Annotated in this window: 13 protein-coding genes; 5 read left to right on the top strand and 8 right to left on the bottom strand. The window is 72.5% G+C overall.

The genetic code is table 11. The features are described 5' to 3' along the window. Positions 1–10: 10 nt before the first annotated feature. Entirely contained in the window at positions 11–868 is an 858-nt protein-coding gene (locus ENE75_RS16945; protein WP_128199521.1) for an AraC family transcriptional regulator, read from the top strand. 248 nt (positions 869–1,116) lie between these two features. Here the strand turns inward: ENE75_RS16945 and ENE75_RS16940 are convergent, their stop codons facing one another. The 7 genes from ENE75_RS16940 to ENE75_RS16910 form a co-directional block, all read right to left on the bottom strand. Continuing rightward, positions 1,117–1,641: a nuclear transport factor 2 family protein gene (locus ENE75_RS16940; RefSeq protein WP_158288984.1), complete on the bottom strand. Its 525-nt coding sequence runs from the start codon at positions 1,639–1,641 to the stop codon at positions 1,117–1,119. Between the two features lie 53 nt (positions 1,642–1,694). After that, entirely contained in the window at positions 1,695–2,072 is a 378-nt protein-coding gene (locus ENE75_RS16935) for an ankyrin repeat domain-containing protein (RefSeq protein ID WP_128199519.1), read from the bottom strand. Between the two features lie 56 nt (positions 2,073–2,128). Further along, on the bottom strand, positions 2,129–2,353 hold the full coding sequence (locus ENE75_RS16930) for a hypothetical protein (protein ID WP_128199518.1): 225 nt from the start codon (positions 2,351–2,353) through the stop codon (positions 2,129–2,131). Between the two features lie 56 nt (positions 2,354–2,409). After that, positions 2,410–3,081 carry an SDR family oxidoreductase gene (locus tag ENE75_RS16925; protein WP_128199517.1) on the bottom strand — a complete coding sequence of 224 codons (672 nt, stop codon included), beginning with the start codon at positions 3,079–3,081 and terminating at the stop codon, positions 2,410–2,412. Positions 3,082–3,243: 162 nt separating this feature from the next. After that, positions 3,244–3,651 carry a hypothetical protein gene (locus tag ENE75_RS16920; protein WP_128199516.1) on the bottom strand — a complete coding sequence of 136 codons (408 nt, stop codon included), beginning with the start codon at positions 3,649–3,651 and terminating at the stop codon, positions 3,244–3,246. Next, complete coding sequence (locus ENE75_RS16915) at positions 3,648–4,931, bottom strand: DUF4010 domain-containing protein (RefSeq protein WP_128199515.1); 1,284 nt, start codon at positions 4,929–4,931, stop codon at positions 3,648–3,650. The genes ENE75_RS16920 and ENE75_RS16915 overlap by 4 nt, the downstream gene beginning before the upstream one ends. Further along, the gene (locus ENE75_RS16910) at positions 4,931–6,286 is read right to left on the bottom strand and encodes an MBL fold metallo-hydrolase RNA specificity domain-containing protein (RefSeq protein WP_128199514.1); all 1,356 of its coding nucleotides are present in this window, start codon (positions 6,284–6,286) and stop codon (positions 4,931–4,933) included. Before ENE75_RS16910 ends, ENE75_RS16915 begins: the two co-directional genes overlap by 1 nt. Positions 6,287–6,482: 196 nt before the next feature. Here ENE75_RS16910 and ENE75_RS16905 point away from each other — a divergent pair, with 196 nt between their 5' ends. Together ENE75_RS16905 and ENE75_RS16900 are read left to right on the top strand one after the other, a co-directional pair. Continuing rightward, positions 6,483–7,667 carry an Acg family FMN-binding oxidoreductase gene (locus ENE75_RS16905; RefSeq protein ID WP_128199513.1) on the top strand — a complete coding sequence of 395 codons (1,185 nt, stop codon included), beginning with the start codon at positions 6,483–6,485 and terminating at the stop codon, positions 7,665–7,667. A 3-nt stretch (positions 7,668–7,670) separates the two neighbouring features. Then, on the top strand, positions 7,671–8,285 hold the full coding sequence (locus tag ENE75_RS16900; RefSeq protein ID WP_128199512.1) for a TetR/AcrR family transcriptional regulator: 615 nt from the start codon (positions 7,671–7,673) through the stop codon (positions 8,283–8,285). 19 nt (positions 8,286–8,304) lie between these two features. Here the strand turns inward: ENE75_RS16900 and ENE75_RS16895 are convergent, their stop codons facing one another. Further along, a complete protein-coding gene (locus tag ENE75_RS16895; RefSeq protein ID WP_158288983.1) occupies positions 8,305–10,464 on the bottom strand; it encodes a TonB-dependent receptor in 2,160 nt (719 codons plus the stop codon). 186 nt (positions 10,465–10,650) lie between these two features. Between ENE75_RS16895 and ENE75_RS16890 the strand changes: the two genes are divergently transcribed. Together ENE75_RS16890 and ybiB are read left to right on the top strand one after the other, a co-directional pair. After that, positions 10,651–11,874, top strand: coding sequence for a citrate synthase (locus ENE75_RS16890; RefSeq protein ID WP_158288982.1), 1,224 nt, complete (start codon positions 10,651–10,653; stop codon positions 11,872–11,874). A 191-nt stretch (positions 11,875–12,065) separates the two neighbouring features. Beyond that, entirely contained in the window at positions 12,066–12,977 is a 912-nt protein-coding gene (ybiB, locus tag ENE75_RS16885) for a DNA-binding protein YbiB (protein WP_128199509.1), read from the top strand. The last annotated feature ends 1 nt before the right edge of the window (position 12,978 follow it).

Below are 12,978 nucleotides of genomic sequence, written 5' to 3'. Positions count from 1 at the left end.
GAGCTACTCGATGCGCATCAGCCGCGAGAGGGTCGTCCATCCTCAAGAGTCGCTTCGCTGCCTGCACCTGGAACTGAACGCCTTTCGGGCCGGACTGCACCGGCATGGCCATGCCGAGCTGACCTGGATCGAGCGTGGACAGGGCTTGCGCTGGGTGGGTGACAGTGTCGAGCCCTTCTTCGACGGTGACCTGGTTCTGCTGGGCCGCGACGTGGTGCACACCTGGGCATCGCGGGGCGAGGACCGTCCTGGCGGTTGCCACGCCACCGTCTTGCAGTTTCCGGCCGAATGGGCCCGGCGTACCGGCCTGCCAGAGCTTTCGGGCGTTGCGCCGCTCATGTTGCAGGCGCGCCGCGGACTGCATTTACAGGGGGCGACCCGCGATGCCGCTGTCTCGCTGCTGCTGCGGATAAGGGCGGCCGTTGGAGCGCGGCGCGTGGGTGCGTTCGTCGAATTGCTCGGTGTGTTGCTGGAGGGCCAGGCCGACCTCCGTCCCTTGGCCTGCGACACCGGGCCCGGTGAGGGCGGCACGGATCGCGCGGCGCGGCGCATCGACCCGGTGTTGGCCTGGGTCGAGAACCATCTTGGTGAGGAACTTCGTGTCGAGCAGGCGGCCGCGCTGGCGCACGTGACGCCGGCGGCCTTCGCGCGCTTCTTCCGCCGCGAGGTGGGCAAGGGATTCATCGAGTACCTCAACGACGCCCGATGCAGCTGGGCCGCGCTATGCCTGATGGAGAGCAGGGCCCCTGTCTCGCAGATCGCGCAGGAATGCGGCTTCGCGGCGCTGTCGAACTTCGGGGAACAGTTCAGGCGCCGCTACGGGGTATCGCCGCGAGACTTCAGGAAGGCAAGCGGCCGGGAGCAGTAGTGCCGCTAAATAAGAGCTTCCCGGCAAGCGGTCGATCGCGAAGTCAGCTCCTTGCCGCGAGCAGTCCGAAGAGACCCTCGCACGAAGCGGCAGTGACCGCAGCCATGCCGTCAATGCGGACTGGTGCCGGGACGACGAGGGTGCGTCGGTAACAGCCACGCGCGACGTCGACTGTCAGCAGACCTTGCCATGCGCGGGTCGGCTGGCACGTGCTCTGACGATCAGACCAACATCAGCTGGCCACCGCACTAACGCGACGGCGCCGTTGGCGCTTTGGCCGCCTTCACGGCCTCCAGGAAAGGCGCGTAGTCGGCATAGTCCCGGTGCTCCACCACCAGGCCGTCGACGACGCGCAGCACGGTGATGAAGGGCATGCCTGTGGTCACCGCCTGCTGGCCATCGGCCAGCGCGAGCGTCCAGTCCAGCGTGCCTTCGAAGACGGCATGTTCGCCGGCATAGAACACGCGTGAAGGCTGGAAGGCCATGTGCCGGATGGCGGCATAGCCTTCGCGAAAGTTCTTCAGCGTGGCCGCCTTACCTTGCTGTTTCACGGGCCCGAAAACAAGGGCCGCCGTGGGGTCCTCGAAGCCTCCGTTCTCGGCCAGCAAGGGCGCCAGACGGTCCCATTGGCGGGCCATGTAGGCGTCGAAGTAGGGCTCGGCCACCGCGCGTGTGGCCTGCCCTGACTCGGCGTAGGAGGGCGGCGCCGCTGATGCCGCCGCTGGCAGCAGGAGGGTGGCACTCAGCAGCGCAGCGAGCGCGGTGGAACGCATGGATGGCCTCCGTGTCCGTTCATCGTCCGGGGCAGGGTCGGGCGCCGCCATCGTCAAGCCGAACGCTGCGGCGTCCACAGTCGGCGCCACCATGGCGGCCGTTGCACCGCTGTCGCCGCTGGCGCTTTCGGCGCCGTGGCCCCCATCGCCAGCAGCCGTGCCTCCAGCCCCGCCAGGCCGGCATGGCGCGCGGCCTGCAGCGGGTTCATGCCGTCGAATTCCGAGGCCAGGTCGACCTGCGCGCCGCTGTCCAGCAGCAGGTGCGCTGCCGCTTCCTGCCCGGCCAGGATGCAGGCCACCAGCGGCGTGGACAGGAACTCGGGGTGCGCGTAGTCGATGTCAACGCCGTGCTGCACGTGGTAGCGCACCACGTCCAGGTCGCCCGCCACGGCGGCATTGAACAGCTCCTTCCAGTTGCCGCCAGAGGACATCCGGGGGTCTCCGTCCGCGCGTCAGCCCGGGCAATCCGGCACGGCGGGCCAGGCCTTCACTGCGCGGCGCGCGCCGCTGCGGCTTCGCGCTGGTAGTCCTCGAAGCTCAGGGCGTTGCTGGCCCGGCAGCGCGGCTGTTCGGGCTGTGGCAGCTTGCGGCACTCGTTGGCCTGCCATTGCTGGCCGGCGGCGTAGAGCTGGCGCGACGTGCAGGCACCGAGCGCGGCTGCGGCGGCCAGGGTCAGCAGGAGACCGGTAAGGGAAGGTGTCGTCCGCGGCATGTCGACATCGGGTGGGCGCCAAGGTCGTGGCGAGCGGAGCATACGGGACCGCGCGCTCACCGTACGGCCCACCCCCCACAGACGGGGAAGACCTGGCCGACGAAGCAGCCGGCGGCATCGCTGCACAGGTAGGCGGCGAACATCGCGTCCTCGTGTGCCGTGACCAGCCGGCCCAGCGGCACCTCGCGGGCCAGCCGTTCCTGGAAGCGTGGGTTGGCCTGCACCGCGGGCGGGAAGTAGGTGGGGTTGTCGACGAAGTTCTGCGCGATGGCGTTGACCTGGATCTTCAGCGGCGCCAGTTCCACGCCCGTCGCCTGCACGTAGGCCAGCTGCGCGCCCCGCGCGGCGCTGTAGGTCGACGCCCGCTTCATGCCGCGCAATGCCGACGCGCTGCCGATGACGAGGATCCTGCCCCCGCCACGCTGGCGCATGCCAGGCACGGCGGCGCGCACCAGCCGCGGCAGCGGGTCGACCAGGGCCGCGAACACCTCGCGCCACTCGGCGTCGTCCACGGCATCGACCGGTGTGGACGGTGCCTTCAACGCCAGGTTGGCCACGAGCACGTCGATGCCGCCGGCGTCCCGCACGACCGCCTCGGCATCGCCGGGCTCGGACAGGGCACGCTCGCTGCACACGACCTCGGCGCCCTGTTCGGCCAGGACCTCGCAAAGCGCGGGGCCCATGAAGTCCGCGCACTGCGTGACGAGGACGCGCTTGCCGGAGAGCATGGTCGGTGTGCCGCAGGGGCTTCGAAGGGCGATGGGCGTATTAGACCGCAGCCCACCCCTCGGCACCCGCGTGCCTGGTCAGGCGTCGCTCAGACCAGACCCTCGGGCTCGACCGCCTCGGCAGACGCTGCGCGTCTGCAGGGTGGCGATGCGCCGGTCCCGTCACGCGGTGTGGTGGGTCATCGCCCAGACCAGCCACGGCAGGCCGATCAGCGCCACCAGGCCAAGGGTCAGGTAGTTGCCGCTGGCCGGGTTGAAGTCCTGCAGGATGCGGCGCCACTTCAGGCGCAGCACCAGGCGGCCGAAGGCCATGTCGAAGGTGGCCATGAAGGCGGCGAGCGCCAGCCCCAGGATGAGGTGCTGACGGGCCCCCTGAAGCCCGATCCCGGGCACGAGCAGGGCGCACACGCCGAAGGCGAGCAGCGTGCCGGACACCACGCTGAGCTGCACGGCGCGCGCCTTTCCGATGCGCGGTGCCAGCAGCACGGTACGGGCGATGCCGTGCAGGGTCTCCACGCCCGCCAGGGCGACGCACAGGGCCAGCACCCGCAGGAACAGGTCGAGACTCATGGCGCGGCACCTGGCAGCAGCGCCATGACCGCGCCGGCCGCTGCACCCGAGGCCAGCAGCGACAGACCCACGCGGCGCGCATAGGCCGCACCGCCGGCCACCCCTGCGGCGACCACCCGCGTCACGCTGTTGGTGGCCACGGCCATCAGCACACCGCCAAGGGCCAGTGCGCTGTCGATGCGGCCCGAGGTCTGGAGCGTGCCCAGCGACGCGACCGCCGCATGGGCGTCGGCCAGGGCACCCAGTGCCGCGCCGGCCAGCACACCGGTGTCACCCATCAGCGCCTGCGCGCCACGCACCAGCAGGGCCACACCCACGAGCAGCAAGGCCACGATCAGCGCGGCGCGCACGCGCAACGGTCCTGCCCGGTCAGGCGCGGGGACGCGGGGTCGCGGACCGGCGGGCGACGGGGCGTCAGGTGGCGATTGCCGACCACGCCAGAGGCCCGTGAGGGCCGCCACTCCCGCGCCGGCCGCCGCGGCCGGCGCCACGCGAAGGGCCAGCGTCGGCGCCACCGCCAGCAGCATCACCACGACCTGCACCCAGGTGGCGGCGGTGGACATCATGGCACCGCCCTCCCAGGCCGCGCGCCTGGCCGGCTCGGCTCGCACGCGCGTGCCCATCGAGGCCACCGTGGCGGTGCTCGAGACGAAGCCCGACAGCAGTCCGGCCAGCAGCGGCCCGGCCCGCGGGCCCAGCCAGCGCCCGGCCACATGGCCGGCACCCTGCAAGGCCAGGATCAGCACCGCCAGCAGCACCAGCGTGCGCGGCACCAGCCCGCCCAGCCCCGCGATGGGCTCGGCGGGCGTCAGCGGCAGCACCACCAGCACCAGTGCCGCCAGCAGCAGCGCGTCGTGCAGTTCGCCTTCGCTCATCGCGCGGGTCGCGAAGCGGTGCAGACGCTCGCGCGCGGCCAGCAGGCCGGCCACGATGGCGGCCGCCCCCGCGCCCCAGGCCGGCTGGCGCATGGCCAGCACGCCGATCAGGAAGGTGACGAACAGCGCCAGTTCGGTGGTCAGGCCGGGGTCGTTGCGCGGGCTGCGCCAGTAGGCCAGGGCCGACAGCACCACGATCACGGCGCCGGCCAGCGCCACCAGGGTCGGCTGCTGCAGGCCCTGCGCCAGCGCGCCGGCCAGCGCCGCCAGCGTGAAGCTGCGGATGCCGGCGGCCTGCCGCCCGGCGCCGCGGCCCTTGCGGCGCTCACGCTCCAGGCCGATCAGCAGCCCCGCGCCCAGTGCCACCGAGCCACCCAGCACGTCCGGTGGCAGGTCCGGCGGCATCAGGCGCGGACCGTCTCGCCGTGCTGCGGCACACGCACCCGCCAGCGCAGTTCGTCCTGGATGCGGTGGCGCAGGGTGTCGGCGGCATCGGGTTCGCCGTGCACGACGAAGGTCTGCTTCGGTGCGGCCGGCATCGTGCGCAGCCAGGCCAGCAGGCCGTCGGCGTCGGCATGGCCGCTGAAGCCCTCGAGCTGGCTGACCTGGGCACGTACAGGCACGTACTCGCCGTGGATCTTGACCTCCGGCTCGCCGGCGACGATGCGCGCACCGCGGCTGCCGCCGACCTGGAAACCGGCGAACACCAGGTGGTTGCGCGGGTCGGGCGCCAGGTGCTTGAGGTGGTGGAGCACGCGCCCGCCGGTGGCCATGCCGCTGGCGCTGATGACGATGGCCGGGTAGCGCATGCGCGTCAGCCGCATCGACTGCTGGGCCGTCTCCACCGCGTGCACGGTGTCCATCAGCGTGCGGGACTCGCGCGCCGGGATGCGCAGCAGGCGGGCATGGCGCCGGTAGAGCTCGGTGGCGGCGATGGCCATCGGGCTGTCCAGGAACACCGGCAGCTTGTGCGGGATCTCGCCGGCGGCCTTGAGCCGCTGGATGGCCAGCAGCAGCGCCTGCGCCCGGCCGACCGCGAAGGACGGCAGCAGCACGCTGCCGCCGCGGCCGATGGTGTCGCGCACGATGGCGCCGAGTTCCGCCGCCACGTCGGTCTGGGGGTGACGGCGGTTGCCGTAGGTGGATTCGACCAGCAGCACGTCGGCGCCCGGAGCCGCGGCCGGTGGTGGCATCAGCAGGTCGTCGCTGCGGCCGACGTCGCCGGAGAACAGCAGCGATTCGCCGCCGCCTTCCACGCGCACGGCGCAGGCGCCGAGCAGGTGGCCCACCGGGGACAGCGTCAACGTGGCCCCGCCCACGCGCTGCAGCTGGCCGGGGCGCAGGGGCTTGAGCAGCGCCAGCGCGCGGTGCGCCTCCTTGCGCGTGTACAGCGGCAGCGCCTTCTCGTGCTTGCTGTAGCCGTAGCGGTTGGCGCGGCGCGCATCCTCCTCGTTCAGGTGGGCGGCATCCAGCAGCAGCACCTGGGCCAGGTCGATGGTGGCCGGCGATGCGTACACCGGCCCCTTCCAGCCGTGCTTGACGAGCACCGGCAACCAGCCGCTGTGGTCCAGGTGGGCGTGGCTGAGCACGAAGGCATCGGCGGCCAGCAGGTCGGACGGCGGCTCGGCCCAGTTGCGCTCGCGCAGCACCTTGAAACCCTGGAACAGCCCGCAGTCCAGGCCGATGCGGGTGCCGCCGATGTCGACGAGGTGGCGGGAGCCGGTGACGCAGTCGGTGGCGCCATGGAAGTGGATCTGCATACGGGGCCTCTTCGGGTGGATCTGTGCGGGTACGGCATCCAGCGTAACGGCAACCCTCGGCGTCGGGCGGGGCGGCACGGCAACGCTTGATGCGCATCAAGTCCCTGCGGTGCGCATCCGGCGCAGCGTGCGTTGACAGGCTGCAGGGTGGCGGCGTATCGTCATGTCACCTTATGGTGACATCAGGAGATGCGCGATGCAGCGACGGACCTTTCTTCGCACGCTGGGGGCCGGCGGCATCGGCGCCGCCGGCGTGGCAGCCACCGGCTGCGCCGAGACCGTGCCCGACGAGGCCATCGCCGCCTGGCGTGGCCCGGGTGAACTGGCTGTGGACGCCGACCCGCGCCGCTGGGTGCTGGGCTGGGCCATCCTGGCGCCGCATTCGCACAACCTGCAGGCCTGGCTGGTGGACCTGCGCGAGCCGGAGGTGATCACGCTGTACTGCGACCGCACGCGGCTGCTGCCGGTGACGGACCCGTTCTCGCGCCAGATCATGATGAGTCAGGGCACCTTCATCGAGTTGCTGGACATCGCCGCGCGAGAACGCGGCCTGCGCGCGCACATCCAGCTCTTTCCCGACGGCGCCTTCGGGCCGGACGGGGTGGACGAGCGGCCGGTGGCCCGCATCCGCCTGGTACCCGACGCCGGCGTGGCCCGCGACCCGCTGTTCGCGCAGATCCCGCAACGCCACACCAATCGCGAGGCCTACGACGCCGCGCGGCCGGTGCCGGCCGAGGCCTGGCAGGCGATGGCCGATGCGGCGGCGACGCTGGGCGTGCCGCTGGCCTATGCCGGCGCCGGCGGCGCAGGCGGCGCAGGCGGCGCCGACGCGCTGGCCGTGCACCGCCGCATCGCCGCCGATGCATGGAAGGCCGAACTGACCACGCCGGCGGCGATGCTCGAGACCTTCAAGGTGCTGCGCGTGGGCGCAAAGGAGGTCGCGGCGCACCGCGACGGCCTGACGCTGATGGACCCGATGGTGGTCTGGATGACGCGCCTTGGCCTCTTCGACCGCAGCGTGGCGCCCGGCCCCGACGACTTCGCCACCCGCAGCCAGATCGACGACTTCAACGCCAAGATCGCCACCACGCCGGGCTTCCTGTGGATGGTCACCCCGGACAACAGCCGCGAAGCGCAGGTGGCCGCCGGCCGCGCCTATGCACGGGTGCAGCTGGCCGCCACGGCGCACGGCCTGGCGATGCAGCCGCTGCAGCAGGCGCTGCAGGAGTACCCGGAGGTGGCCCGGCCGTACCGTGCCCTGCGCCAGGCGCTGGACGTGCGCGACGGGCAGACGATCCAGATGTGGGCCCGGGTGGGCTACGCGCCGCCGGTCGGCCCGGCCCCGCGGCGCGGCGTGGACGCCCATGTGCTCAAGGCCTGACGCATGGCCGGCCCGGCCGGGCGCGACCGCGCCGCTACCGAGGAGCGCCTGCTCGCCGCCGTGGGCACGGTGCTGGCGCGCGATGGCTTCGGCGCCCTCGGCGTCAACGCCGTGGCGCGCGAGGCCGGCACGGACAAAGTGCTGATCTACCGCTATTTCGACGGCCTGCCGGGCCTGCTGCGCGCCTGGGGCCGCAGCGGGCGCTTCTGGCCGAGCGTGGACGAGCTGCTGGCCATGCAGCCGGGCCTGCTGGACCGGCCGGCCGCCCAACGCTGGGCCACGTTCTTCGAGCACTTCATCGACGCCCTGCGTGCACGGCCACTGACGCTGGAGGTCATGGCCGCCGAGATCGTGGAGCGCAACGCACTCACGGCGATCCTGGAAGAGGAGCGCGAGCAGTGGGGCGAGCAGGCTTTCGCCGTGCTGGGCGGGCGGGAGATGGCGGCCCGGCCGCATCTGCGCCACGTGACGCTGCTGCTGGTGGCCGGCGTGCAGCACCTGCTGCTGCGCAGCCGGCGGATCCGCCTCTTCGGCGGGCTGGATCTGCACGACGATGCCGACTGGGTGGCGCTGAAACGGTCGATCGCGGTGCTGGCGGGGCAGGTGCTGCCGCCGTGACCTGCGGCGGGCCCGGGCGTCAGAACGTGCTGTCCAGGCCGAAGCGCCACACCGTGTCGCGGTGCCAGGCTTCGCGGGCGGTGTAGACGGCGGCCCCGCCGGCCTCGGTGACACCCACCGTCCGCAAGGTCACGTCGTCCGACGCGGCCAGCTGGGCGACCGAGAGGCGCCACGTCTGTCCGCGCCTGGGCTGCCAGCCGAGGCTGGCATCCAGGCCATGGCGCGAGAGGTTCTCGATGCGCCTGTCGGTGGGCAGGTCGGCCTTCGACGCGCCGCGGGCCTCGAGCCCGAGCTGGGCCGTCCAGCCTCGTGGAAGGGCCTGCGTCAGACCGATCTTCAGCTGCCATGGTGCCTGACCGGGCAAGGCCGGGTCCGGGCCCGTGACGTCCGACAGCCGTGAGCGTGCCAGTGAGCCGCTCGCGGTCCAGCGCAGCGGTGCGCCCGCCAGCGCGGTGTGTTCGAGCTGCCCGCGCAGTTCCAGTGTCAGGCCGGTGGACCAGGCGCGGCCGGCGTTGACCCGCTGCAGCAGCCAGGGCGCGTTCAGCACCGCAGGCTGGGCAATCAGGCGGTCGAGCATCACGTCGTCGATGCGCCGCAGCGATGCCGACAGCACCATGTCGCCACCGAACGCAGCCACCTTGTCCTGCCAGCTGGCGTCCAGGCTCCAGGCGCGTTCCGGCTGCAGGTCGGGGTTGCCCGACTGCGCGGGTGACGTGGGGGAGACCGCGATCGGCACGTAGCGGCGCGGCATCACGTCGCGCGGCGCCGGCAACTTGAATCCGCGCGACAGGCCGAGCTTCACCGTGCCTCGCCCGCTGCCAGGCCGCCACGAGGCCCGCAGCACCGGGCCCACCAGGCTGTGCGTCTGCCGGACGGTGTCGAACACGTTGCCGCGGCTGTCGGTCTCCAGGCGCTCCATGCGCACGCCGAGCTGCATCGCGGTGCGGTCGTCCGGTGCCCACTCGTCCTGCAGGTAGAACGCATGGCGTTGAACGCGCGCGTCGAAGCGCTCGTCCAGGTTGTCCGGCGGCAGGCCGCCGGGCAGGTCCTGTTCGGTCTGCACGCGGTCCTCCTTGCGGCGTGCCTGCTCCCACTCGGCGCCCAGGCTCAGGCGGTGCGTCTCGCCCAGCGGTCGCTGGTGGTTCAGGTTCAGCACCAGCGATTCGTCCACCGCCAGCCCGTCCACGGCCGTGTCCTGCACCAGGCGCTGATCGAAGTCATAGCCCAGGGCGCGTGCCTGCTGGTCGCGGCGGGCATAGGTGATATTCGCCCGGGCCTCGGTCTTCGCGCTGTCGGTGGCCTGGTGCTGGGCCTGGACGCGCCAGCGCCAGAACAGGCGCTGGTAGTTCAGTGCCATGTCACTGGTCTGCTGGGCTGGCGGCGGCCCGCGCAACGGGGTGCGCCGGTCGGCCACGCCGCCGTTGGCCTGGGCAAGGCGCAGGCTGTGGTCGGTGCTGAGCTGCCACTGGCCGCCCGTCTCGTCGCCACGCTTCCACGACAGGCGCGGGTTGAGGCTGATGGCGTCGCTGTGGTCGTACTCACGCTTGTCGGTGCGCGTGCGCTGCGTTTCGCTGCCGGTGCCCACGTCACGCCGCGCCAGCACGTCGGTGGCGGGCCAGCGCCGCCGGTCGCTGCTGAGCGTCAGGCCCAGACCCCAGGTGGCAGCCCCCACCGCGTCGCCCAGGTTCAGCGTGGCCGACGCCTGCGGCAGGCCCCACTCGCTGGCCAGGCTCAGCCGGAAGTCGCGCGTGGCCAGCGCCGTGGGTCTGCGCGTGACCAGGTTGATCGTGCCGGCAATGGCCTGGGCCGTCTCCACCGAGGCGCCGTTGATGATCTCCACGCGTTCCAGGCTGTCTAGCGCGATGCTGTCCAGCGGCACCCCCCGGGGCAGCGGCTCCCCGTTGAGCAGCACCAGCGTGCGGCCGTCGCCCAGGGCCGAGAGCTTCAGTTCGACGGCCTGTCCGCGGCGCTCGACCGTGATGCCCGGCACCCGCTGCAGGGCGTCGGCCAGTTGCGTGTCGCCGTGGCGCAGCAGATCGGCGCGCCCGACCACCTGCCGCCCCGCGACGTCTGCCCGTCGTTCGCTGCCGGGGTCGGCGCGGATCTCCACCCGCTGGGCCGGCGGTGCCGGGGCTGGGCTCTGCGCGGCGACGAGCGCATGCCAGACGGCTGCCGGCACGGCCAGGAGGTAGCACCCGGAGGGGCGACGGCGGTATGGCGACGAGCTTGGCATGGCAGCACGGGTGGGCAAGGTCGAGTCGGCAACAGCACGGGCATCGAGTGCGGGGGCTGCACGTCGCCTGCATTGCAGCCGGTCGCCTGCGCTATCGTCAATGTTGATCAATGTAATCAAGTCAAGCATGCCATGACCCTGTCCACGCCCCGCTACAGCGGTGAACTTCTCAGTGCCGACCAAGCGGCGGCGCGGCTGGGTGTGCGCAAGGCTACGCTGTACGCCTATGTCAGCCGCGGGCTGCTGACCGCTGTGGCCGATCCGGCGCAGACGCGGCAGAGCCGTTACCCGGCCTGGGAGGTCGATCGCCTGCGCCAGGGCCGTCGCGATCGGCCGTGCGCCACACCGGAACTGCAGGGCACGCTGTTCGACGGGCTGCCATTGCTGGACACCCAACTGACCGGCGTGGTGGATGGCGACATCGTCGTGCGTGGACGGTCGCTGGTGCCGTGGGCCCGGCAGGTGAGCCTGGAGGAAGCCGCCGCCGTGCTGTGGGGGGTGCGGCCCGAGGCGGCGTTCAGCGGCCCGGCGCCGTTGTTGCCCGCGGTGTGGCACACCATGGCCGACCAGCTGCAGGACGCCGACCCGGCGTCGCGGGCCGTCGCGCTGTGGGGTGTCGCCATGCCCCACTTGAACGGCGGCGTGCACCTGCAGGGTGACGACCTGGCCGCCGCGCTTGGCCGGCACCTGCGGGTTTTTGTGGCCTGCTGGTTGGCGAAGGCACCGGCGGACACTCCCTTGCACCTGCAGGTGGCCCAGGCCTGGCGTGTCCCCGAGCCCGGGCACGACGCCTTGCGTTTGGCCCTGGTGCTGTGCGCCGACGTGATGACGAACCTGATGGGTTTGTCCAGCCGCATGGTGGCGTCGGTGCAGGGCAGCCTGGCCGCCTGTCTGCTGGCCAGCCTGACCTACGGCTTCGCCCGCCTCAGTGGCGGCGAGTTCGAGGCTGTGGAGGCGATGTTCGACGAGGTGGAAGCCACGGGTTCGCTGGCGTCGGTGGCCGCAGCTCACCGGGCGCGGGGCGATGCCCTGCCTGGGATCCACCACCATCTTTTCGTGCGCGGTGACCCGCGGGCGGCGGCCCTGGTGCAGGCGGCCACCGCGCTCGGGTCGGAGGCAGCCTCGTGGCTGGCGCCTGAAGCGGATGGGAGCCCGATGCACCCAACGCTGGACTTCGGCCTGGTGGCGCTGCGCCGTGCGTTGAAGGCACCGCGCCAGGCTGCGCTGATGCTGGCACACCTTCCCCGTGCGGCTGGCACCATGGCCCAGGCCCTGGAACAGCGGGCCCACGGGCGCCGGATGTGGGTCCAGGCCCGATACGTCGGGCCACGCCCAGGCCGCGCGGTACCGCGCTGAAGCTGCCTTCGTCGAAGGTGTTCGAGCGGGACCGCGACCGGTTCAGCGCGCGGTGCCGGACACGCGGTCGTCGATCCAGCGGGCCAGCCAGCCGGCCAGGCCGCGCGGCCGGTGCGAATGCCTGTGGCATCCGGGGCCTGAGCGCCGCTGGCAGCGGGGCAGGGTGTGCGGCACGGCCCCACAATGCCGCCATGCAGTTCCCGGCCCTGATCAAGGAAGTCGGCCGCGGCGCCCGCGGCGCGCGCGACCTCGACCCCGAACGCGCGCAGGCGCTGTTCGGCGCCATGCTCGACGGCGCCGTGCCGGAAATGGAACTCGGCGCGCTGCTGCTGGCCTACCGCATCAAGGGCGAAAGCCCGGACGAGATGGCCGCCTTCATGGCGGCCATGCAGGCGCGCACGGCTGTCGTGGCGGTGCCTGACGGCGGCCCGCGCTGCGTGCTGCTGCCCACCTACAACGGCGCGCGCAAGCAGCCCAACCTGATGCCGCTGGTGGCGCTGCTGCTGGCGCGAGACGGCGTGCCGGTGCTGATCCACGGCCGGCACGACTTCGACAGCCGCACCAGCCCGTTCGAGCTGCTGGCGGCGCTGGACCTGCACGCCGCCGCAGACACCGAGGCCGCGGCCGCTGACCTCGCCGCACGCCGTCTGGCGGTGCTGCCCCTGGCGGCGCTGAACCCGGGGCTGGACGCGCTGCTGGCGCTGCGCCCGCGCCTGGGCGTGCGCAACAGCGGCCATGCGCTGGCCAAGCTGCTGGACCCATGCCCGGGCCGCAGCGTGCGCGTGGTGGCGGTGACGCACCCGCCGTACCTGGACAGCATGCAGGCGCTGCTGGAACAGGCCGGCGCCACCGCGCTGCTGATGCGCGGCACTGAGGGCGAGGCCTACGCGGCGCCGCGTCGGCGGCCGCGGCTGCTGGGGTTCCGGGATGGCGTGGCCGAGGTGATGTTCGACCAGGCGCCGGGCGACGAGGCCGACAGCGGCGCCGGTTGCGCCGTCAACGAGAACGCGGCGCTGATCCGCGCGATGCGCGATGGCCAGGTGCCGGTGCCGCAACCGCTGCTGGACCAGGTGGCGGCGCTGCGGTCGCTGGCGCAGGTGTAGT

Source organism: Rubrivivax albus (genome assembly GCF_004016515.1).
GTDB classification, from domain to species: Bacteria; Pseudomonadota; Gammaproteobacteria; order Burkholderiales; family Burkholderiaceae_C; genus Rubrivivax; species Rubrivivax albus.
Note: the sequence above shows the minus strand (reverse complement) of the source record. Positions and strands in the feature narration are given on the sequence as shown.

Coding starts and splice junctions, on each gene's coding strand:
- ENE75_RS16945 (WP_128199521.1), top strand. CDS start 11: ATGCGCATCAGCCGCGAGAGGGTCGTCCATCCTCAAGAGTCGCTTCGC.
- ENE75_RS16940 (WP_158288984.1), bottom strand. CDS start 1,641: ATGCGTTCCACCGCGCTCGCTGCGCTGCTGAGTGCCACCCTCCTGCTG.
- ENE75_RS16935 (WP_128199519.1), bottom strand. CDS start 2,072: ATGTCCTCTGGCGGCAACTGGAAGGAGCTGTTCAATGCCGCCGTGGCG.
- ENE75_RS16930 (WP_128199518.1), bottom strand. CDS start 2,353: ATGCCGCGGACGACACCTTCCCTTACCGGTCTCCTGCTGACCCTGGCC.
- ENE75_RS16925 (WP_128199517.1), bottom strand. CDS start 3,081: ATGCTCTCCGGCAAGCGCGTCCTCGTCACGCAGTGCGCGGACTTCATG.
- ENE75_RS16920 (WP_128199516.1), bottom strand. CDS start 3,651: ATGAGTCTCGACCTGTTCCTGCGGGTGCTGGCCCTGTGCGTCGCCCTG.
- ENE75_RS16915 (WP_128199515.1), bottom strand. CDS start 4,931: ATGCCGCCGGACCTGCCACCGGACGTGCTGGGTGGCTCGGTGGCACTG.
- ENE75_RS16910 (WP_128199514.1), bottom strand. CDS start 6,286: ATGCAGATCCACTTCCATGGCGCCACCGACTGCGTCACCGGCTCCCGC.
- ENE75_RS16905 (WP_128199513.1), top strand. CDS start 6,483: ATGCAGCGACGGACCTTTCTTCGCACGCTGGGGGCCGGCGGCATCGGC.
- ENE75_RS16900 (WP_128199512.1), top strand. CDS start 7,671: ATGGCCGGCCCGGCCGGGCGCGACCGCGCCGCTACCGAGGAGCGCCTG.
- ENE75_RS16890 (WP_158288982.1), top strand. CDS start 10,651: ATGACCCTGTCCACGCCCCGCTACAGCGGTGAACTTCTCAGTGCCGAC.
- ybiB (WP_128199509.1), top strand. CDS start 12,066: ATGCAGTTCCCGGCCCTGATCAAGGAAGTCGGCCGCGGCGCCCGCGGC.